Annotated in this window: 22 protein-coding genes; 13 read left to right on the top strand and 9 right to left on the bottom strand. The window is 52.2% G+C overall.

Features of this window, described 5'->3' with window-relative positions; genetic code table 11:
- The first annotated feature begins 6 nt into the window (after positions 1-6).
- On the top strand, positions 7-345 hold the full coding sequence (gene yecR, locus BJ887_RS04715) for a YecR family lipoprotein (RefSeq protein ID WP_020883365.1): 339 nt from the start codon (positions 7-9) through the stop codon (positions 343-345).
- A gap of 201 nt (positions 346-546) precedes the next feature.
- Positions 547-1044 carry a non-heme ferritin gene (gene ftnA, locus BJ887_RS04710; RefSeq protein ID WP_014170693.1) on the top strand — a complete coding sequence of 166 codons (498 nt, stop codon included), beginning with the start codon at positions 547-549 and terminating at the stop codon, positions 1042-1044.
- 53 nt (positions 1045-1097) lie between these two features.
- On the opposite strand, the gene BJ887_RS04705 is transcribed toward ftnA, so the two are convergent.
- Positions 1098-1439, bottom strand: coding sequence for a hypothetical protein (locus tag BJ887_RS04705; RefSeq protein WP_032678445.1), 342 nt, complete (start codon positions 1437-1439; stop codon positions 1098-1100).
- Positions 1440-1686: 247 nt separating this feature from the next.
- Here BJ887_RS04705 and tyrP point away from each other — a divergent pair, with 247 nt between their 5' ends.
- Entirely contained in the window at positions 1687-2898 is a 1212-nt protein-coding gene (gene tyrP / locus BJ887_RS04700) for a tyrosine transporter TyrP (RefSeq protein ID WP_032678446.1), read from the top strand.
- A 31-nt stretch (positions 2899-2929) separates the two neighbouring features.
- On the opposite strand, the gene BJ887_RS04695 is transcribed toward tyrP, so the two are convergent.
- Positions 2930-3598, bottom strand: a complete 669-nt coding sequence (locus BJ887_RS04695; RefSeq protein WP_121339408.1) for a YecA family protein — start codon at positions 3596-3598, stop codon at positions 2930-2932.
- A gap of 425 nt (positions 3599-4023) precedes the next feature.
- Between BJ887_RS04695 and BJ887_RS04690 the strand changes: the two genes are divergently transcribed.
- The 5 genes from BJ887_RS04690 to BJ887_RS04670 all read left to right on the top strand — a co-directional run bounded on the left by BJ887_RS04690 (position 4024) and on the right by BJ887_RS04670 (position 9031).
- A complete protein-coding gene (locus BJ887_RS04690) occupies positions 4024-5145 on the top strand; it encodes a branched-chain amino acid ABC transporter substrate-binding protein (protein WP_044858178.1) in 1122 nt (373 codons plus the stop codon).
- A 100-nt stretch (positions 5146-5245) separates the two neighbouring features.
- On the top strand, positions 5246-6160 hold the full coding sequence (locus BJ887_RS04685) for a branched-chain amino acid ABC transporter permease (protein WP_025203827.1): 915 nt from the start codon (positions 5246-5248) through the stop codon (positions 6158-6160).
- Between the two features lie 11 nt (positions 6161-6171).
- Entirely contained in the window at positions 6172-7446 is a 1275-nt protein-coding gene (gene livM, locus BJ887_RS04680) for a high-affinity branched-chain amino acid ABC transporter permease LivM (protein ID WP_020883360.1), read from the top strand.
- Positions 7443-8318, top strand: coding sequence for an ABC transporter ATP-binding protein (locus tag BJ887_RS04675; RefSeq protein WP_121339406.1), 876 nt, complete (start codon positions 7443-7445; stop codon positions 8316-8318). The genes livM and BJ887_RS04675 overlap by 4 nt, the downstream gene beginning before the upstream one ends.
- Positions 8315-9031, top strand: coding sequence for an ABC transporter ATP-binding protein (locus tag BJ887_RS04670; RefSeq protein WP_121339404.1), 717 nt, complete (start codon positions 8315-8317; stop codon positions 9029-9031). Before BJ887_RS04675 ends, BJ887_RS04670 begins: the two co-directional genes overlap by 4 nt.
- Positions 9032-9123: 92 nt before the next feature.
- On the opposite strand, the gene cspF is transcribed toward BJ887_RS04670, so the two are convergent.
- Positions 9124-9336, bottom strand: coding sequence for a cold shock-like protein CspF (gene cspF, locus BJ887_RS04665; protein WP_025203826.1), 213 nt, complete (start codon positions 9334-9336; stop codon positions 9124-9126).
- A 285-nt stretch (positions 9337-9621) separates the two neighbouring features.
- Between cspF and BJ887_RS04660 the strand changes: the two genes are divergently transcribed.
- Positions 9622-9840, top strand: a complete 219-nt coding sequence (locus BJ887_RS04660; protein ID WP_014170702.1) for a cold shock domain-containing protein — start codon at positions 9622-9624, stop codon at positions 9838-9840.
- 297 nt (positions 9841-10137) lie between these two features.
- Here BJ887_RS04660 and BJ887_RS23030 read toward each other — a convergent pair whose 3' ends face one another.
- Positions 10138-10302, bottom strand: a complete 165-nt coding sequence (locus BJ887_RS23030) for a YnfU family zinc-binding protein (RefSeq protein WP_214579409.1) — start codon at positions 10300-10302, stop codon at positions 10138-10140.
- A 131-nt stretch (positions 10303-10433) separates the two neighbouring features.
- Between BJ887_RS23030 and BJ887_RS04655 the strand changes: the two genes are divergently transcribed.
- Together BJ887_RS04655 and BJ887_RS04650 are read left to right on the top strand one after the other, a co-directional pair.
- Positions 10434-10628, top strand: coding sequence for a hypothetical protein (locus BJ887_RS04655; RefSeq protein WP_032669962.1), 195 nt, complete (start codon positions 10434-10436; stop codon positions 10626-10628).
- A 57-nt stretch (positions 10629-10685) separates the two neighbouring features.
- Complete coding sequence (locus BJ887_RS04650; RefSeq protein WP_014170703.1) at positions 10686-10913, top strand: hypothetical protein; 228 nt, start codon at positions 10686-10688, stop codon at positions 10911-10913.
- A gap of 192 nt (positions 10914-11105) precedes the next feature.
- Here the strand turns inward: BJ887_RS04650 and fucR are convergent, their stop codons facing one another.
- From fucR to fucP, 5 genes are all read right to left on the bottom strand, one after another.
- Complete coding sequence (fucR, locus tag BJ887_RS04645) at positions 11106-11834, bottom strand: L-fucose operon activator (protein ID WP_032678450.1); 729 nt, start codon at positions 11832-11834, stop codon at positions 11106-11108.
- 56 nt (positions 11835-11890) lie between these two features.
- Positions 11891-12313 (bottom strand): L-fucose mutarotase, encoded by a 423-nt coding sequence (gene fucU / locus BJ887_RS04640; protein WP_047955782.1) that lies wholly within the window; start codon positions 12311-12313, stop codon positions 11891-11893.
- Between the two features lies 1 nt (position 12314).
- Positions 12315-13733, bottom strand: a complete 1419-nt coding sequence (gene fucK / locus BJ887_RS04635; RefSeq protein WP_121339402.1) for an L-fuculokinase — start codon at positions 13731-13733, stop codon at positions 12315-12317.
- Between the two features lie 102 nt (positions 13734-13835).
- Positions 13836-15611, bottom strand: a complete 1776-nt coding sequence (gene fucI, locus BJ887_RS04630; protein WP_121339400.1) for an L-fucose isomerase — start codon at positions 15609-15611, stop codon at positions 13836-13838.
- A 30-nt stretch (positions 15612-15641) separates the two neighbouring features.
- Complete coding sequence (fucP, locus tag BJ887_RS04625) at positions 15642-16952, bottom strand: L-fucose:H+ symporter permease (RefSeq protein ID WP_113656145.1); 1311 nt, start codon at positions 16950-16952, stop codon at positions 15642-15644.
- Between the two features lie 543 nt (positions 16953-17495).
- Here fucP and fucA point away from each other — a divergent pair.
- Together fucA and fucO are read left to right on the top strand one after the other, a co-directional pair.
- Positions 17496-18143: an L-fuculose-phosphate aldolase gene (fucA, locus tag BJ887_RS04620; RefSeq protein ID WP_020883353.1), complete on the top strand. Its 648-nt coding sequence runs from the start codon at positions 17496-17498 to the stop codon at positions 18141-18143.
- Positions 18144-18170: 27 nt separating this feature from the next.
- Positions 18171-19319 (top strand): lactaldehyde reductase, encoded by a 1149-nt coding sequence (gene fucO / locus BJ887_RS04615; protein ID WP_121339398.1) that lies wholly within the window; start codon positions 18171-18173, stop codon positions 19317-19319.
- Positions 19320-19547 lie beyond the last annotated feature (228 nt).

The raw sequence follows: 19547 nt of genomic DNA, 5'->3' as shown, positions 1-19547 counted from the left end.
CGAACCATGAAAAGAGTCTTCGTCGCCGGTACGATCCTGCTGCTGGCGGGCTGTAACATTAATCGCCAGGCTGAGGTCAGCACCCTGGACGCGCCAAACGGCATCGTCCGCCTCGACTACGGGCAAGCAATGCTGCAAAACGCCTATTCCGATGAGTATGTTAATAACGGCACCGCAGCTAAAGCGTGTCAGAGCATGGGGTATGCCACCGCCTCTGCCTATGGCCAGCCCATTAAAACCTGCACCCTGACCAGCGGCTCTCTGTGTCTCAATGAGAGCGTGACGATCCAGTATAAATGCATGGGCTTTGCCGTAAACCCTAAGGCAAATAACCCGTGGTATTAATCTGTGCTGCCAGTATTGACTGGCAGTGTATTTCATTACGAACAAAAACAATTCTCATTAATAAAATATAAATCAGCAATGCGTTTTATTCCCATTCGTATTTTAAATAAAGAAATAATTATTTTACGTTTTGCAAATAATTAAATAACAAATTATAGTGTCGCTCATTGTGAACCAGAATTAATAACCCGGAGCGTCACCATGCTGAAAACTGAAATGATCGACAAGCTCAATGCGCAAATGAACCTTGAGCTTTTTTCATCCCTTCTCTACCAGCAGATGAGCGCCTGGTGCAGCTACCACAGTTTTGAAGGCGCTGCCGCCTTCCTGCGCCGCCACGCGCAGGAAGAGATGACCCACATGCAGCGTCTGTTTGATTATCTGACTGACACGGGCAGCCTGCCGCGCATCGATAACGTTGCGTCCCCGTTTGCCGAGTATAATTCGCTTGATGAGCTGTTCCGTGCGACCTATGAGCATGAGCAGCTGATTACGCAAAAAATTAACGAACTGGTTCATGCGGCAATGATCGGCCAGGATTATCCGACCTTTAATTTCCTGCAGTGGTACGTGGCAGAGCAACACGAAGAAGAGAAACTGTTTAAATCCGTGCTGGATAAATTGTCTCTGGTGGGGAAAACAGGCGAAGGTCTTTACTTTATCGATAAAGAACTTTCTACCCTCGATACACAGAAATAATATTGCTGCGGTGCTGTTTTCAGCGCCGCACTTTTTATTCTCCGCGCACAGATTTACATACACCCCGCACAGCTTGTACACCGCCAGTCCTGCGCATTGACCGCCTGGTAAAAATACCGGTAGTTAGCCGTCTCCAGCGGAATACCGGCGTCAAAAAAAACATCTGTCAGCCAGTCTACGTTTTCGATGATCCACTCATCTTCTTTTAGCCCCTGCGCAAAGGTGTCGTCCTCAGGATCGATGATCGAATAAATGGCCCAGGTGCCCATATCCTTTTCACGACGCGATTCAGGAAGCTGCAGGGCCTGGTTCTGCCAGCTGATTATCCAGTGACCATGGCACAGTAAATTACCGCCCCGGCTCCACGCCGCGGTAAAGGGATTATTTCCCGCCATCTGCCCTCACTTTATTTGAAAACTTATAGTTATTGTTTAAATTACGCCTGATTTTTCGGCAAAAATAGTGCCCTTACGAAGTAGACATCCCCTCCCAAAGGGGCAGGTTCGGGTAAATTACCTAAAGTCGAAAAATATCGTAAATAATTCATTACACCTACTGTAACGGTCATTTGACGAAGCGGGGCTTTTCCCTTACTCTGCGCCGCAGAATTTGTCGCGATTACGAATCGTTGTAGAGGAATGCGTGAAAAACAGAACCCTGGGAAGTATTTTTATCGTCGCCGGAACGACGATTGGCGCAGGAATGCTGGCGATGCCTCTGGCTGCCGCAGGCGTTGGATTTGGAATGACACTGCTGCTCCTTGGCACACTCTGGGCGTTGATGTGCTACACCGCCCTGCTGTTGCTTGAGGTTTATCAGCATGTGCCCGCGGATACCGGCCTGGGTTCTCTTGCGGCACGCTACCTGGGACGCTATGGCCAATGGATAACCGGCTTTAGCATGATGTTCCTGATGTACGCCCTGACCGCGGCCTATATCAGCGGCGCCGGCGAGTTAATCGCCTCCAGCGTTAACGACTGGTTCGACGCTGATATCACGCCTTCAACGGGCGTTATCTTCTTTGCGCTTATTGGCGGGGGGGTGGTCTGTGTGGGGACTTCGCTGGTCGATCTGTTTAACCGTTTTCTGTTCAGCGCCAAAATACTGTTCCTGATTGTGATGCTGGTTTTGCTGGCACCGCATGTTCACAAGGTTAATCTGCTGACGCTGCCGCTGGAAAAAGGGCTGGCGCTGTCCGCGATCCCGGTTATTTTCACCTCGTTTGGCTTCCACGGCAGCGTGCCCAGCATCGTGAGCTATATGAACGGCGATATCCGTAAGCTACGCCGCGTCTTTATGGTGGGGAGCGCCATCCCGCTGATTGCCTATATTTTCTGGCAACTGGTGACGCTGGGGAGCATTGACGCGTCGACCTTTACCGGGCTGATGGCGGAACACGCTGGCCTGAACGGTTTTCTGCTGGCACTGCGCGAGGTTGTCACCTCCCCGCACGTTGAGCTGGCGGTCCATCTGTTTGCCGACCTGGCGCTGGCCACCTCATTTCTGGGCGTGGCGCTCGGCCTGTTTGATTACCTGGCCGATCTGTTCCAGCGTCGTAATACTGCCGCAGGACGCTTACAGACAGGGGCAGTCACCTTCCTGCCTCCTCTCGCGTTCGCGCTGTTTTACCCGCGTGGGTTCGTGATGGCGCTGGGGTATGCAGGTGTGGCGTTATCCGTGCTGGCCCTGCTGCTCCCTTCCCTGCTGGCCTGGAAGAGCCGCCAGCAGCATCCTCAGCAAGGGTACCGCGTAATGGGCGGCAAACCGCTGCTGTGCATGGTGTTTGCCTGCGGAGTGATGATTATTCTGGTGCAGTGCTTGATAGCCGCAGGGATGCTACCGGAAGTGGGTTAACAAAAAAGGGGCTGAAATCAGCCCCTTTTTATTAGTGCAAACAGCAGCTCTTAAACTTCTTCCCGCTGCCGCACGGACACGGATCGTTACGCCCGACCTTTGTGCCGTTAACAATCGGTTTTTTTGCTTCCGGCTGCTGTGGGTTGTCCACCCAGTAATTGTACAAACGCAGAGCCGCAGGCTGAATGCTCTCAATGCTGGCTTTATATTCGTCTTCGCTCAGCTCATCCAGCTTCTCGCTGTTCTCGTCTGTACCGTGCAGCGCAATCGCATCAAGATCGGCCTTCAGTGCTTCCGGTAAGGCTGACCAGTCCGTCAGCGCCACACCGCGCATATAGCCATAACACCACTCTTCAACAACGGTATAGCTCTCGCCGTCGACATCGTTGTAACCAAACATCGGCTCAAACTGATCCGGGTATTCGCTCAGGCGCTCAGCAATGTCGTTCATATGCTTAAAGCAGAGATCGATAAAACGGTGCATTTCACGATCGTTTTTCCAGCGCGGAATGTATTTCTCGCCACCCCACACGGCCACCAGCCAGATATCTGGCTCAACGACAACAGGGCCGGAAAGGACTGCGGTAAGCATGCCGTCCAGTTCAGACACGTCAATCACGGACGCATCGTCATGACCGTAAGACATTAATGTCTCTTCAAGCCACGCCATTTCGCTTTCATTCAATGGGCCTTCAGTCATCGCTGACACTCCTGATAAAAAAGGAAAAGATCCTGACACATATCTCACGGCTTTCCTATCTGAAGTTTAGGTCTTTATTGCTGCAAAAACGTGCAAATCGTGACCATTGCACAACTTATGGGCTTTGTTGTTAACGATATGTGATCTCCGCTGTAATTTCATCGCGTCCCACAAGGTGCCATATCACCGCACTCTATACTCAAACATGTCACAACCCGCTCAATGGGTTAACCATTCTGGCAACGATTTTGCTTAATGTTCTTCGCGCGAACCTGCGCAGGGAAACCTCGCCGTATTACGCAGGCGTTGTCTGGATCTTGTTCGTTTAGTGCATTTTGTTCTTGCTCGTGTTTTTGGATTGGCTGCGCCGTCGGCGTCCGGGTTTACGCCGTGGTGCAAAAACCTCTTTGCTAAGGAACATAATAATGTCGCTGAAATTTATCAGAACTCCCCTTTCTATCGTGCTGGCCGGTTGTCTGGTGACGGCATTTTCTGCGCATGCAGATATTGTCATTGGTGTGGCCGGGCCGTTTACCGGTCCAAACGCCACCTATGGCGATCAGTACTGGCACGGTGCAACGCAGGCCGCTGAAGACATTAACGCCGCAGGCGGCATTAACGGCGAGAAGATTAAGCTGGTTCAGGGGGATGATGCCTGCGAGCCGAAACAAGCCGTGGCCGTCGCCAACCGTCTGGTCGACCAGGATAAAGTCAACGCGGTGGTCGGCCATTTCTGCTCCTCTTCCACAATGCCCGCCTCCGAGGTGTACAGCGACGCGGGGATCCTTGCCATTACCCCCGGCTCGACCAACCCGCTCATTACCGAACGAGGCATGACCGATATGTTCCGCATGTGTGGTCGCGATGACCAGCAGGGCCAGGTCGCCAGCGATTTCATTATCGATAAGCTGAAAGCCAAACGTGTGGTCATCATCCATGACAAAGACACCTACGGTCAGGGGCTGGCAGACGCCACCAAAGCTGCGCTGGCGAAGCGCGGGGTTCAGGATGTGATGTATGAGGGCTTATCCCGTGGTGAGAAAGACTTTAACGCGCTGGTGACTAAAATCGGCGCACAAAAGCCGGATGTGGTGTTCTTCGGCGGTTGTCACCCGGAAGCCGGCCCGCTGGTTCGCCAGATGCGTGAACAGGGCGTGCAGGCGAAATTCTTCTCCGGCGACTGTATCGTCAACGAAGAGATGGTGACCGCGGCGGGTGGACCGCAATATACCAAGGGTATTTATATGACTTTTGGTAAAGACCCGCGTCTGATCCCGGATGGGAAAGCGGTCATTGAGAAATTCCGCGCCGGAAAATTCGAGCCTGAAGGTTACACCCTCTACTCTTATGCCTCCGTTCAGGCCATTGCCGCAGCCTTCAAGGCTACGGGCGGTAAAGACTCGGCCAAGGCCAGCGAATGGCTGAAAGCCAATGCCGTCGACACGGTTATGGGCAAAAAAGCCTGGGACAGCAAAGGCGATCTGAAAGTGTCTGACTACGTGGTGTATCAGTGGGACGATAACGGAAAATATAAGGAAGTTCAGTAACGGGACGGAGTCACGCTCAACGCCGGCAGGTTCGCCTGTCGGCGCGTAATAAACATCAGGCTGCGCGTGCCGCGCAGCTTAAAATAACGAGCGCGCTATGATGAGTACATTCTTCCTGCAACAGTTAATAAATGGCTTAACGCTGGGCTCCGTCTATGGATTAATCGCCATCGGCTACACCATGGTGTATGGCATCATTGGTATGATTAATTTCGCCCACGGCGAAGTGTATATGATCTCCGCCTACCTCTGCGCCATTGGCCTGGCGCTGCTCTCTTTCTTCGGCCTGCAGTCGTTCCCGTTGCTTATCCTCGGTACGCTGATCTTCACGATTGTGGTGACCGGTGTTTACGGCTGGACTATCGAGCGCATTGCCTATAAGCCGCTACGCAACTCCACCCGTCTGGCACCGCTTATCTCCGCCATCGGGATGTCTCTGATTTTGCAAAACTACGCGCAGCTGAGCCAGGGGCCACGTCAGCAAGGGGTGCCCACGATGCTGGATGGCGTACTTCGCCTGCATATCGGTGAGGGGTTCGTTCAGATAACCTACACCAAAGTGTTTATTCTGGTTGCCTCGTTCGCCGGCATGCTCTTGCTGACATGGATAATCAACAATACCCGGCTTGGGCGGATGTGCCGTGCGGTGCAGCAGGACCGCAAAATGGCCTCCATTCTGGGCATTAACACCGACAGAATCATTTCGCTGGTCTTTGTGATTGGCGCGGCGATGGCCGGCCTGGCGGGTGTGCTCATCACCATGAATTACGGCACCTTCGATTTCTACGTCGGATTTGTCATTGGCATCAAGGCGTTTACCGCAGCGGTGCTCGGCGGGATTGGCTCCCTGCCCGGTGCGATGCTCGGCGGGTTGATTCTGGGCGTCGCCGAGGCGCAATTTTCCGGCATGGTGAACTCAGATTATAAAGATGTGTTCTCGTTTGGCTTGCTAGTCTTGATCCTGATTTTTCGTCCTCAGGGTCTGCTTGGCCGCCCGATTGTCGCCAAAGTGTGAAGGAGAATACGATGACCTCTCACGGCTTTTCGCTTAAGCGCTGCATTCTGGACGCCATTTTTTCCGGGCTGATTGCGTTAATAATTTTTGGCCCGATTGCCGGCGTGGTGCTGGACGGATACAGCTTTAATTTCGCCGGACAGCGGCTCGCATGGATAGTCGGCATCGTGATGCTGGGCCGTTTTCTGCTGAGCGCTTTTTTAGGTACCGCTCCGGGTGCACGTTTCCAGGCACGTTTTGAAGCCGACAGCGCGGGGGTTTATGTCCGACCGCCGGAATACAAAAGCCGCATGCGCTGGATAATCCCGCTGATTATCGCCCTTGCGATCTGCTTTCCCTTTGTTGCCACCAAGTACGTTCTCACCGTCGCCATTCTTGGGCTTATCTACGTGCTTCTCGGTCTCGGGCTAAATATTGTGGTCGGGCTGGCCGGGCTTCTGGATCTCGGTTATGTCGCTTTTTATGCCATCGGCGCTTACGGGCTGGCGCTGGGGTATCAGTATCTGGGATTAGGATTCTGGAGCATGCTGCCGCTGGCGGCAATTATGGCTGCCGCGGCCGGCGCCCTGCTCGGCTTTCCGGTGCTGCGCATGCACGGGGATTACCTGGCGATCGTCACGCTTGGCTTTGGGGAGATTATTCGCCTGATCCTCAACAACTGGCTGACCTTCACCGGCGGCCCGAACGGCGTTTCTGCCCCGCCTCCCACCTTTTTCGGACTGGAGTTTGGCCGCCGTGCCAAAGAAGGAGGCGTACCCTTTCACGAATTTTTCCATCTGACCTACAACCCGAACATGAAGTTTATCTTTATCTACACGGTGCTGTTCCTGGTAGTGATGCTGGTGCTGTATATCAAGCATCGTCTGACGCGGATGCCTATTGGTCGGGCATGGGAAGCCCTGCGGGAAGATGAAATCGCCTGTCGCTCAATGGGTTTAAATCATGTGCTGGTCAAGCTCTCGGCCTTTACGCTGGGTGCGTCGACTGCCGGCATCGCCGGGGTGTTTTTTGCCACTTATCAGGGCTTTGTCAACCCGACATCGTTTACCTTTTTTGAATCGGCGCTGATCCTGGCGATTGTGGTGCTCGGCGGTATGGGCTCAACGCTTGGCGTGGTGCTGGCGGCGTTTGTGCTCACGGTGACGCCGGAGCTGCTGCGCAGTTTTGCCGAGTACCGGGTTTTGCTGTTTGGCATGCTGATGGTGGTGATGATGATCTGGCGTCCACGCGGGTTGATCCGCATTAACCGCAGCGGGTTTGCCGTGCGTAAGGGCGTAGCGCCATGAACGGAACGATATTAAGCGTTGAACATCTGATGATGCATTTCGGCGGGATCAAGGCGTTAAACGACGTCAACCTGGACGTGCAGCGCGGTTCAATTACTGCGCTTATTGGCCCAAACGGCGCGGGAAAAACCACCGTCTTCAACTGCCTGACCGGTTTCTATAAGGCTTCCGGCGGCAATATTTTCTTTAATACGCGCAATAAGACGACCAACGTCATTCAGATCCTCGGGCAAAAATTCCAGCCAGGGGACTGGATCCACCCTGCGCAGTTTGGGCAACGCCTGTTCTACAAAATGTTCGGCGGCACTCACCTTGTGAACCGCGCCGGACTTGCGCGCACCTTTCAAAATATTCGTCTTTTTCGCGAGATGTCGGTCGTGGAAAACCTGCTCGTGGCACAGCACATGCGCGTCAATCGCAACCTGCTGGCTGGCGTATTCAATACGCCAGCATACCGACGGGCGGAAAACGACGCGCTGGACAGGGCCTTTTACTGGCTGGAGGTGGTCGATCTTGTGGAGTGCGCCAACCGCCTGGCGGGCGAGATGTCGTACGGCCAACAGCGGCGTCTGGAGATCGCGCGGGCCATGTGCACCGGCCCGGAAATGATCTGTCTGGATGAACCCGCCGCCGGGCTGAACCCGGTAGAGACACATAAGCTGAGTAACATTATTCGTTTTCTGCGCGACAACCACGGCATAACGGTATTACTGATTGAGCACGACATGGGGATGGTGATGGAAATATCGGACGACATTATTGTGCTCGACCATGGCGATGTGATTGCCCGGGGGAAACCTGAGCAGATCCAGCATGACGAAAACGTGATTGCCGCCTATCTGGGCACCGATGAAAGCGAGGTCACTCTATGAATGAGCCGCTGCTGGCATTTCGCGAGGTGGATGTGTTCTATGGCGTGATTCAGGCGCTGAAACAGGTATCCCTTGAAGTGCATAAAGGGGAAACGGTGGCGCTTATCGGCGCGAATGGCGCGGGTAAATCGACATTGCTGATGTCTATTTTTGGCCAACCGCGTATTCGTAACGGGCAAATCCTGTTTTGCGGCGAAGACATCAGCCATAAATCTACCCACTATGTGGCCTCCGGCGGCATAGCGCAGGCACCCGAGGGGCGGCGTATTTTTCCGGATATGACGGTTGAAGAGAACCTGCTGATGGGGACCATTCCTGTCGGCAAACAATTTGCCGCCGACGATATGCAGAGCATGTTTGAGTTGTTCCCGCGCCTCAAAGAACGCCGTAAACAGCGAGCCATGACCATGTCCGGCGGAGAACAGCAAATGCTTGCCATCGCCCGCGCGCTAATGAGCCGCCCTAAACTGCTACTGCTGGATGAACCCAGCCTGGGTCTGGCGCCCATAGTGGTTAAGCAGATCTTCCAGACGCTGCGCGAGCTGGCTCGCAACGGCATGACCATTTTTCTGGTAGAGCAAAATGCGCATCATGCTCTGAAGCTTTCTGACCGTGGCTACGTCATGGTCAACGGGCAAATTCGCCTCAGCGGCAGCGGCGAGGAGTTGCTGGGAAACCAGGAGGTAAGAAAAGCCTATTTAGGCGGAGTGTAATTCATACGCGTGTCGCGCATAAATGTAACTATATGTCAGGCGATACGACGCGGGTGATTCAATTTACCGCTATTAACATCTTCGCTGATAATTTATGAAAGATAGACATTTGCGGCCATCGGTCCGCTGAGTCCGTTGATACGACAGAACTCAACGCGAATCCCGGGAAGGAGCGTTTCTTTTTCGTTGTTATTAAAGGCTGAAATGTGGAGAAAAACGTCCTTTCGACCATCTGAAGGGATGATTAGGCCTTTGCCACTGTGCATATCAAAACTTTTGACAATTCCTGTCATTTTACGAGACAAATAAGATCCTCTTAGAAAACATGCATTAACTATACACACAAATTAATTTTAAGCTAATGCAGCGTGACACTTTTTATGTGAGCCTTCCGGAAGGCTAAAATAAAAATTGCTAATTCTCCCTCCTCATGCATTAATGAAGTCGTTGGTTTAATCCACACACGAGCGTAAAAAATTTTACCCGGCAGTCCTCATAACCAGGCGTTATCGCTGATATCCCCTCCTTTTGAGTCCATACGTTTAATATTATACGTTTCTTAGCATTTCAAATACTCACAAGGAGTCTGCATGTCTTCAAGAATTATAGGTTTGGTTAAGTGGTTTAACGAAGATAAAGGTTTCGGTTTTATCTCTCCTGTCGATGGCAGCAAAGATGTGTTTGTGCACTTTTCTGCTCTGCAGGGCGATGATTTTAAAACTCTCTTTGAAGGCCAGAAGGTCGAATTTGCTATCCAGAGTGGCGAAAAAGGCCCTGCTGCTGCAAGCGTAATACTTTGCGATAGATAAAGTTATCACGGACCCGCGATCACGATGATGGATTTTTCCTGAGTAGACGGGTCCTGAATTAGAAGGCTTTTTCTGAGCAACAGGTCAGCATATTTTTCTCGTAGAAAGAGTGTGCTGACCGATGTGATGAAGTGCAGGTCTGCTGCACGAAGAGTCTTAAAGCAGAAGCGAGCTGCTTGTAAAATATCAAAGTGCGTAAGAGGTCAGGCAACCTCCAAAAGCATCACTTCTTCAATGTTGCTTTGCCAAATGAGATCGTCTGTAAAGACGCAAATTCATCATCTGGCAAATGCATTTTTAGAATTTTTGAGCGGTTTTGAAAAGAGTGCTGCAGTGTGGGCAGACAAGTTGAGCCCCTTTTTGTACACGGCTGAAACTATGCTCAGAGTCTTTTGAACAGTTTGGACATGGACATTTTACTAAGTAATTGCGACGGAATTGTGTATTTTTACGTCCTGACATAGGCATCTCCTGATTTAAACGACTGTCACCATACACGTTCACGAAGATGATTGCTTGCTTTTATTTCCGAATGATTGCAAAAACCAAAGAAAGTACAAATGCAACGTTTTTTCGAAAATTAAATACCGCTAATGTTAAAAAAGGTAAATGATATCAACTTAAATATTCACTTCAGATGCCCATGTTGTCATGGCTCCCAATACAGAACGTCGATTTTTGATGTGTCTGAAAAAAATCCGTATGGCGCTAAATGCATTTTCTGCAAATCGACGATGACATTCGCAGACAGACCTGACAGCCAGACAAAAATTTTCGCGCCGTCCTGATTCCCCTCGCCTTCATAGAGAAGGTGCTTAAGCAGATAACGACCAACAAGGTGAGATATGAAGAAAGTCATCGTCTTTTTCAATGGTAAACCGAGCAATGTTGTCACCGTGCTTAAGGGTATTACATCCATACGGCAGGAATATCCGAATGGTGAAGCGATAAACCTGCAGATAATGTCCGCAGGTTTTCCTTCTCTGACCGGCGATCATGAAGTGGTTTATGTGGCGTCGGACAGGGAGCTGACTTCTCAGGAAATTCTGGATGCGGCTAAGAAATATTTATAATTATTCTGAATGTATGGCTGTTCTTGTAGATGCCCTTGTTTAAGGGTAATCCCTTTCTTATTTGTGCTGCTAACATCTTTTGTTTACCCTCCCCCGCGTTAAAAACCTTATACGGAATGAATAATACGTTAACGCTATCGCGAACAAACACATCCCTAATAGACTTAATTGCGTCATAATGTGTCAGATGGCTTATTGTCTCAGCCCTGACTCATTCAGTTGTGTGTCAGACACAATATGTGTTACCTCATCCAGATGCCCAATTCGGGCCTCCCCTGAACGATTAAACTTACTCTTATCTATCAACAATAAAGACTGAGAAGCGCGCTTGAGTAGCAGCGATTTGAAGCCAGCGTTGACCCTGTTGGAATCCCACAACCCTCCATGACTGTCTATCCCTTCGCAGGAGAAGATAAACAGGTCGATGTCCAGCAGTTTGAGTTGTGAAATCAACGAGGGGTTAACGTAGCAGCCATACTTACGCTCGAGTTTACCGCCGGAGCTAATAAGTTGAATCTGTTCACGTTTGCCCAGTTCCAGGCAGATGGGGTGACTGTTAGTAAAGACCTGAATATCGATGTCAGGCAGTTGACGCGCAAGGTACCAGCAGGTTGAGCTGGCATCCAGGGCAATGACCATCCCGGCTTCAATCCACTCCAGCGCTTCTCTGGCGATATCCGCTTTATGCGTGAAGTGGCTCTTAAGGCGAATATGAAAAGGATCACCGCTGTCCTGGTTTTCCCGGTGAATATATTTTGCCCGACCGTGGTTGCGCAGCACTTTTCCCTGCGCCTGCAGTTCGCTGAGATCGCGGCGAATGGTTTCTTTACTGACGTTAAGCTGGGTGGATAAAACGTCCGTCGTCAGACTATGATGCTGAATCAACAGGTCGATTATCGTTTGCTGACGTGCCTCTTTCATTTTTTCTCACCCATCATTCGATACACGCCCGCGCTGGCGGGCGCACCGGCATGAGATTACGGCGTTACCCCCTTTTTTAAAAGAATATTCCCGTATTTAGCACACTCCCCTGTGACAACGATCGCAAAGGATTTTTTGGCACGTGCATAAAACGCATAGCGGTCAATGCGGGTAATTGCCGGACAGGGTGCCTGACGTGAAAGCGCATCGCGATAGAGAGCCTCAACACGGGGATCGAGGGAGTCACCCTCAACTGCAGCCATCATCACCAGTGGCGGCGCGTAGCTGTCGAGCTCAAACAGCGGGATAATCGCATGCAGCAATTCGCTGACCTTTAGCCCATCGGCGCGTATAACCTGCGGTCCCATACTGTGGGCGGGGAAATGGGCATCAGAAAAAATAATCTCATCGCCGTGGCCCATTTCGGCCAGGACTTTCAGTAGTTCAGGTGATATTAACGGTGAAATCGTTTTTAACATCTCAAACTCCCTCGATCGGTGCAGATTCGGTTTCCGGAAAGAAGTAGCGGTACTGATAATGCATCTGCGCTCTGGCGTGTTCCGGGCTGGTAAATTCTCCGACCCCGTACCAACCAAACAGGGCTGCCCCCGCGACAGTGGTTTCTGCATCATCAAGTACCTTGATGGGGATGCCGAGCATATTGGCTTTGATCTGGTTCCACAGCATGTTACGGCTGCCACCGCCGACCAGCAGCAGTTCAGTCGCGTTGAAGTGACCAATCTTTTCCAGCGTGCGCAGATTCTGCGCCAGCTGCCCGGTTAGGCCCTCCAGCGCAGCGCGATAAAAATGACCGCGTGTGGTGTTGAGTGTGACGCCCTCCCAGCCTGCATGCTGACAGCCGAGGAGATCACAGTGCATTTTCACCCCTTCGGACCCCATGGGTATGCGGCGGGCTGTCTCAATCAGCGTTTGCCAGGGCGTCTCTTCGGTCCAAAGCAGTTTACGTACCCATTCAAGTACGCCCGATGCCAGCCACTGCATGCCAGGGTTATACAGCCCTGGCTGGCTGTCCAGTTCGCAGGTAGAACCGACGTAGCGACTGAGCAGCGGCGTGTTGACCTGCGCACTGCGCACCATCAGGATCTCCCATGTTCCCGAGGAGAGGACGGGTTCATCCGCCGCGGCACCTGCACCAAACAGCGCAAACTGGGTATCGTGTCCGGCGGAAATCACCGGGATACCGGCGGGTAGGTCAAGCCATTGGGCAGCATCAGACTGTAATTTACCGACGAGCTCACCGGCTTCCACCAGACGTGGGAAGAGCTGACGCGGCAAACCCGCCGCCTGCAAAATTTCATGGCTGAAATCGCGCTGTTGAATATCCAGCATCTGGCTGGTCCCTGCCATAGTAACGTCGGTGGTGAATTCGCCGGTCAGACGGTGGTTAATCAGCGACGAGATAAACAGCCAGGCGTGTGCCTGTTCCAACAGCTGCGGGTGATTTTCTTTTAGCCACACCAGCTTATACAGCGTATTGAAGCCAAATGCCCCCACGCCGGAAATGTCCTGAAGCCGCTGAGGTGACAGCAAGCGGTCAATATTTTGCATCACTTCGGTGGTGCGTGGGCATTTCCAGCTGATGATTGGGTAGAGCAGCCTGCCGTGCTCATCGACCAGCGCGCCATCAACGCCGAAGGTGGTCACCGTGACGCCGCGAACGCGACAGTTTGCCAGACTCGTCTTCAGCGAGCGGCAACAGTCCGCGAAGCGTTGCATAATGGCCTCGAGAGACCACTGGTGCCAGGCGCTATTTTCTATGGCGATGTCGCTGGCATTTGCCGTAGCGGCACGGGCGATAATTTTGCCCTGCCGGTCAACGGCAATGGCCCGGATATTGGTCGCTCCGCAGTCGAGAACCAGAATAACCTCTTGTTTCATAGCAACTCCTGAAACGTCGGCGGCTAACGTGTCGCTTATCCGGCCTGTAATTCGGTGTTTTACAGGCCCGGTAAACATACGCTACCGGGCAAAGACGTTTACTCAACGTTTGTACAGCGGGCCATAGTTTTGACAGGCGCGGTAATCCTGGCCTTCGCTATCCATGCCGTGCGCAGCCCAGGCGGAAGGACGATAGACCTTCGACTCTTCCACGTTATGCATGCAGACCGGAATTCGCAGCATTGATGCCAGGGTGATGAAGTCTGCGCCAACGTGGCCGATGGTCAGCACGCCATGGTTTGCCCCCCAGTTCGCCATCACGGAATAAACGTCGGTAAAGGGACCTTTACCCGTCAGACGTGGCGCAAACCAGGTGGTCGGCCAGGTTGAGTTGGTACGGGCGTCAAGCTGATCGTGCATCTCTTTCGGCAGTTCCACGCTCCAGCCTTCTGCAATCTGCAGAACCGGGCCAAGACCTTTGATGATATTCACGCGGGTCATGGTGAACGGCACGCCGCCTTCCGTCAGGAAGCGAGAAGAGAAACCGCCGCCGCGGAAATATTCATGTATCGCCGGACACCATTCGGTGGCCGCCAGGCAGGCATCAACCTCCTGCTGGCTAATGTCCCAGAATGGCTTCATCGTTGGCTTGCCATCGCTGCCGCGCTGTTTGCATGAGCCATCGAGAGCCGCAGAGCCGGAGTTGATCAGGTGGATAATACCCTTCTCAGCCAGACCGCTGAGCGGTTGACCGGTCACACGCGCTACCGCGTCTGGAGACCAGTAGGTGCGCACGTCGGCGAACACCTGTGCTGTGCCGGTCAACTGGTGGCCCATTAGCATCGCCACGCCGTTGAGGCTGTCATTTTCGGTCGCGACGACAAAGGGTTCACGCACGCCATTCCAGTCAAAGGAGCTGTTAAGCAACGCTTCGGCGGTATCGCCGTTCGGGTATTGATCGGTCCAGTGACGCTGGCCCTGGAAGCCTGCCGCAATGGCGTTGTAGCCCAGCGATTCTTCCACCCGCCCTTTTTCCGCCAGTGCTGGGTTGCCCTGCATCATGTCGCGGATACACATCGCCATCAGCAGGCTCTCTTTCAGCACCTCACGGTTCTGCGCTTCGTTACGCTTATACTGCTGCGCGTTCTGGTCTTCGCCGTAACGGAAGTTTTTGTCCGCCCAGGCCAGCGCCATTTCCAGTTCGGTTTCATCGAAGATTTTCTGATCAATGCGGCGGCGCAGTTCAGTCATATCAACTGCCTGTACCTTCATCCCCAGCCAGGATTCGAAGAAGTTAGGGTCGACGATGGAACCGGCAATCCCCATCGACACACCCCCAATGGAGAGATAGCTTTTCCCTTTCATACTGGCGACGGCTAAACCGGCACGCGCAAAGCGCAGCAGTTTTTCCTCAACATCTTCGGGAATCGAGGTGTCGTCGGCGTCCTGGACATCATGACCATAAATAGAGAATGCCGGAATCCCTTTCTGGCTGTGTGCAGCCAGCGCGGCGGCCAGATAAACGGCACCCGGACGTTCAGTCCCGTTAAAACCCCAGATGGCTTTCGGACGCATGGGGTCCATATCGATCGTTTCGCTCCCGTAGCACCAGCACGGCGTCACGGTGATGGTCACGCCGACGTTCTGGCTGCTGAATTTTTCTTCACAGGCGGCGGATTCGGCCATCCCCGCAATGCAACTGTCAGCAATGACGCATTCAATTTGCTCGCCGTTGGGGTGACGAAGCTTTTCAGTGAGCAGCGCAGCGGTGGCGGTGGACATATTCAGGGTTTGCTCCTCCAGAGACTCACGAACCCCCATACGACGACCATCAATCACCGGACGGATACCTATTTTCGGTAAGCTGATTTTTTTCATGACAGATCCCTCACGTTTTCGGATACAGGTTTAATTCGTTGCCGCTTGCGAACGGAAACGGGCAAAGATGAAGATGACGGCAAAACACACTGCCGGAACCAGTTCTGCTGTTGGGATATTGCCTGCAGCATCGCTGACAAAGCCCATGACCGGCGTCACAATCCCGCCGCCGATAATGGTCATGACGATGAATGACGAGCCGTATTTGGTGTCCTGACCCAGGTTCTTAATCCCGAGGGAGAAAATGGTTGGGTACTGAATAGACATAAATGCACTGCACAGCGTTAGGGCCAGTAGACCGAAATGGCCGCCGAATACGGCGGAGAACAGGCATAGCACCATGGCAAGCAGGGCATAAGCGGCCAGTACTTTATGCGGTGCGAAGCGGCTGATTAGCCATGTACCGGTAAAACGACCGATGAAGAAGCACACCATGGTGCCGGTCAGGTAGTTGGCAGCGAAACCTGGCGTCATGCCGGGGATCTCTTCAATAGCGTACCGGATCAGGTAGCTCCAGCAGGCAGTTTGCGCGCCGACATAGCAGAACTGCGCCAGCACCGCCCAGCGCCAGTGGCGAATACGGACCAGACGGGAAAGAGAGGCAGAAAATGTGCTTTGTGTGCCGTCGACGTGATTATCGCTCTGAAGGACCGGAAATTTGGTCAACATAATCAGCAGGGCGACCAACAATACAATTGCCACGATAATCATATAAGGCGTTTGTACGGATAACACCAGGCTGTGCTTATAAATGCTTAGCTGTTCTGGCGTCATTTTATCGAGTACCGACTGAGAGTGATGCGGTACGTTAGACAAAATTAGGCTTTGTCCAAACACAACGGCAATAATAGCGCCAAAAGAATTAAAAGTTTGCGCCAGATTAAGACGGAAATGACCACCACTCTCTGGCCCCAACACTGTAACAAAGGGGTTAGCAGCAGTTTCAAGGCAACCTAACCCCGCCGCTATAATAAAAAGACCGACAAGAAACAATGTATAATTCATTAACTCAGCCGCAGGCCAGAATAATGCAGCACCAATGGCATATAAAAACAACCCGGTAATAATACCTGCCTTATAGCTGAGTTTTTTCATCAGTATCCCGGCAGGAACTGGAATGACAAAGTAGCCGAAATAGAACGCAGATTGTATCAGGCCAGCCTGGAAGTTTGTCAGGGTAAAGGCTTGCTGAAACTGGGGGAGTAAAATGTCATTCAGGTTATTAGCGACTGCCCAAAGAAAAAACAGTGAGCAGAGTAACGCGAAAGGAATAATGTAACGCTGGGCTTGCCCGGCATTGACCGCACGAAAACTCTGCGTTGGTATTGTTGTATTTCCCATAACACCCTCGTTAGTCAGAAGCGTCAGAATGTGACTTTCCTTTCTTGCCAGACGGTAAAAATAAAAAGGTGCTTTACTCTTACTGGCGCGAATCTGGCGATCGGAATGATCTCGTGAATGCATTTTCATGTAAAAAAGGGGGGCGAATATGATGACAATCACATTTAACGGCAACGCGATATCTTTATGTGATCGTTATCACTTTAAATTTAATAAAAACGCCCCCCGCCGGGGAAAATAAACATTAAAAACCACAACCCCAGTGACCGATTTAATGTATTACTCCGAAAACGGGCATTTTCACGGTAAAAATCATCAAAACGACTGTTTGAATAAAAATCTTCTGAATCGGTCATTTTTACCGAAATGAATTAATCGAATAAGGATCAATTCCCGACTATTAATTGACGGCGATCACAAAGTGCAACCACCGTAATTCTTTTAGCGTTATTCCCTATAAAGATGGTGCGCAAATATACGGTTAATTCATCAGGACAACAGGCTTGTTCTGCTGGTGCTTTAGATCATCAAGAGAGGTAACAAATGGAACGAAATAGACTGGCGCGGCAGATTATTGATACCTGCCTGGAAATGACCCGCCTGGGGCTAAATCAGGGCACGGCTGGCAACGTCAGCGTGCGCTATCAGGACGGGATATTGATAACGCCAACGGGGATCCCCTATGAAAAACTGACGGAGTCACACATCGTTTATATTGATGCCGACGGTCAGCATGAACAGGGCAAACTGCCTTCCAGCGAGTGGCGTTTCCATATGGCCGCGTACCAGACGCGTCCGGATGCGCAGGCGGTGGTGCATAACCATGCGGTGCACTGTACCGCCGTGTCTATTCTTAACCGCCCTATCCCGGCCATTCATTACATGATTGCCGCCGCAGGCGGTAATTCCATACCCTGCGCGCCATATGCCACATTTGGGACACGCGAGTTGTCCGACTATGTCGCCTTTGCCCTCAGGAACCGCAAAGCAACGCTGTTACAGCACCACGGCTTAATTGCCTGTGAAGCAAATCTGGAAAAAGCCCTGTGGCTGGCGCATGAAGTTGAAGTACTGGCACAACTGTACCTTTGCACGCTGGCAATAACGGATCCGGTCCCGGTACTGGATGACGATGCTATCGCCATTGTACTGGAAAAATTCAAAACCTACGGACTGCGCATTGAAGAATGACATCACATAGCAAACAGGAGAAATGCCATGGCGAAAAGAATGATTTTGAACGAAACGGCCTGGTTTGGCCGGGGCGCGACAGGGATGCTTTGCGATGAGGTAAAGCGTCGCGGCTATCAAAAAGCGCTGATTGTCACCGACAGGACGCTGATACAGTGTGGCGTGGTGGCGAAGGTCACGGATAAGCTGGACGAAGCGGGGTTGACCTGGGAAATATACTCCGGCGTGCTTCCTAACCCGACAATCGGAATAGTACAGGAAGGGCTGGGTGTTTTTCAGAACAGCGGCGCAGATTACCTTATCGCTATCGGGGGCGGCTCGCCTCAGGATACCTGTAAGGCAATCGGTATTATCAGCAATAACCCGGCGTTTAAGGATGTTCGTAGCCTTGAAGGCCTGTCCCCAACCCGTAACCCCAGCGTACCCGTTCTGGCCATTCCCACTACAGCCGGAACAGCGGCTGAAGTGACCATTAACTACGTAATCACTGATGAAGAGAAGCGGCGTAAATTTGTTTGCGTCGATCCGCACGACATTCCGCAGGTCGCTTTTATCGATGCAGATATGATGGACGGTATGCCGCCAGTGCTGAAAGCAGCAACCGGCGTTGATGCGCTGACCCATGCGATTGAAGGGTATATCACCCGGGGCGCATGGGCCTTGACCGATGCGCTACACATCAAGGCGATTGAGATTATTGCCGGCGCGCTGCGCGATTCAGTCAAGGGCGATCGAGATGCCGTCGAGGCGATGGCGCTGGGCCAGTATGTTGCCGGCATGGGCTTTTCCAACGTTGGCCTGGGGCTGGTTCACGGTATGGCGCACCCGCTGGGTGCTTTTTATGACACACCGCACGGCGTGGCGAATGCCATTTTGCTGCCCCATATCATGCGTTACAACGCTGACTTTACCGGCGATAAATTCCGCGATATTGCACGGGCGATGGGCGTGAAGGTTGAAGGGCTGAGCCTTGCGGACGCGCGCAATGCTGCCGTGGATGCCGTCTTCAGGCTTAATCACGATGTGGGCATCCCGCTCCATCTGCGTGAGGCTGGAGTACAAAAGGAAGATATCCCGATGCTGGCCCAGGCGGCATATGATGATGTCTGTACTGCCGGCAACCCACGGGAAGCGAGCCTGGCAGATATTAGCGAGCTGTACCATACCGCCTGGTAGTGCGACTGCGTTACCCGGTTTAGAGGCCCCTTCTGGGCCGGGTGACGCAGAGAGACAGTGCCATCAGTATTTAAAACCGTGATTTCGCAGCTGACGACCGACGCCAACAGATCCTATCGGTAATGGCCATTGTTGGGCATGATTGCCCTCTTATGGTTGCGAAGTTGAAGGGTGAAACTAGGGTATACGGAGAAAAACAGGCACAAAAAAACCACCTTTCGGTGGTTT

Origin of the sequence: Enterobacter sp. WPR_3_1 (assembly GCF_003635055.1) — a bacterium.
GTDB lineage: Bacteria > Pseudomonadota > Gammaproteobacteria > Enterobacterales > Enterobacteriaceae > Enterobacter > Enterobacter ludwigii.
This window is presented reverse-complemented; position numbering and strand designations above follow the sequence as displayed.

What these genes read in the sequence shown, in the direction of transcription:
- yecR (WP_020883365.1), top strand. Translation starts at nt 7, where the DNA reads ATGAAAAGAGTCTTCGTCGCCGGTACGATCCTGCTGCTGGCGGGCTGT.
- ftnA (WP_014170693.1), top strand. Translation starts at nt 547, where the DNA reads ATGCTGAAAACTGAAATGATCGACAAGCTCAATGCGCAAATGAACCTT.
- BJ887_RS04705 (WP_032678445.1), bottom strand. Translation starts at nt 1,439, where the DNA reads ATGGCGGGAAATAATCCCTTTACCGCGGCGTGGAGCCGGGGCGGTAAT.
- BJ887_RS04695 (WP_121339408.1), bottom strand. Translation starts at nt 3,598, where the DNA reads ATGACTGAAGGCCCATTGAATGAAAGCGAAATGGCGTGGCTTGAAGAG.
- BJ887_RS04690 (WP_044858178.1), top strand. Translation starts at nt 4,024, where the DNA reads ATGTCGCTGAAATTTATCAGAACTCCCCTTTCTATCGTGCTGGCCGGT.
- BJ887_RS04685 (WP_025203827.1), top strand. Translation starts at nt 5,246, where the DNA reads ATGAGTACATTCTTCCTGCAACAGTTAATAAATGGCTTAACGCTGGGC.
- livM (WP_020883360.1), top strand. Translation starts at nt 6,172, where the DNA reads ATGACCTCTCACGGCTTTTCGCTTAAGCGCTGCATTCTGGACGCCATT.
- BJ887_RS04675 (WP_121339406.1), top strand. Translation starts at nt 7,443, where the DNA reads ATGAACGGAACGATATTAAGCGTTGAACATCTGATGATGCATTTCGGC.
- BJ887_RS04670 (WP_121339404.1), top strand. Translation starts at nt 8,315, where the DNA reads ATGAATGAGCCGCTGCTGGCATTTCGCGAGGTGGATGTGTTCTATGGC.
- BJ887_RS04660 (WP_014170702.1), top strand. Translation starts at nt 9,622, where the DNA reads ATGTCTTCAAGAATTATAGGTTTGGTTAAGTGGTTTAACGAAGATAAA.
- BJ887_RS23030 (WP_214579409.1), bottom strand. Translation starts at nt 10,302, where the DNA reads ATGTCAGGACGTAAAAATACACAATTCCGTCGCAATTACTTAGTAAAA.
- BJ887_RS04655 (WP_032669962.1), top strand. Translation starts at nt 10,434, where the DNA reads ATGTTAAAAAAGGTAAATGATATCAACTTAAATATTCACTTCAGATGC.
- BJ887_RS04650 (WP_014170703.1), top strand. Translation starts at nt 10,686, where the DNA reads ATGAAGAAAGTCATCGTCTTTTTCAATGGTAAACCGAGCAATGTTGTC.
- fucR (WP_032678450.1), bottom strand. Translation starts at nt 11,834, where the DNA reads ATGAAAGAGGCACGTCAGCAAACGATAATCGACCTGTTGATTCAGCAT.
- fucU (WP_047955782.1), bottom strand. Translation starts at nt 12,313, where the DNA reads ATGTTAAAAACGATTTCACCGTTAATATCACCTGAACTACTGAAAGTC.
- fucK (WP_121339402.1), bottom strand. Translation starts at nt 13,733, where the DNA reads ATGAAACAAGAGGTTATTCTGGTTCTCGACTGCGGAGCGACCAATATC.
- fucI (WP_121339400.1), bottom strand. Translation starts at nt 15,611, where the DNA reads ATGAAAAAAATCAGCTTACCGAAAATAGGTATCCGTCCGGTGATTGAT.
- fucP (WP_113656145.1), bottom strand. Translation starts at nt 16,952, where the DNA reads ATGGGAAATACAACAATACCAACGCAGAGTTTTCGTGCGGTCAATGCC.
- fucA (WP_020883353.1), top strand. Translation starts at nt 17,496, where the DNA reads ATGGAACGAAATAGACTGGCGCGGCAGATTATTGATACCTGCCTGGAA.
- fucO (WP_121339398.1), top strand. Translation starts at nt 18,171, where the DNA reads ATGGCGAAAAGAATGATTTTGAACGAAACGGCCTGGTTTGGCCGGGGC.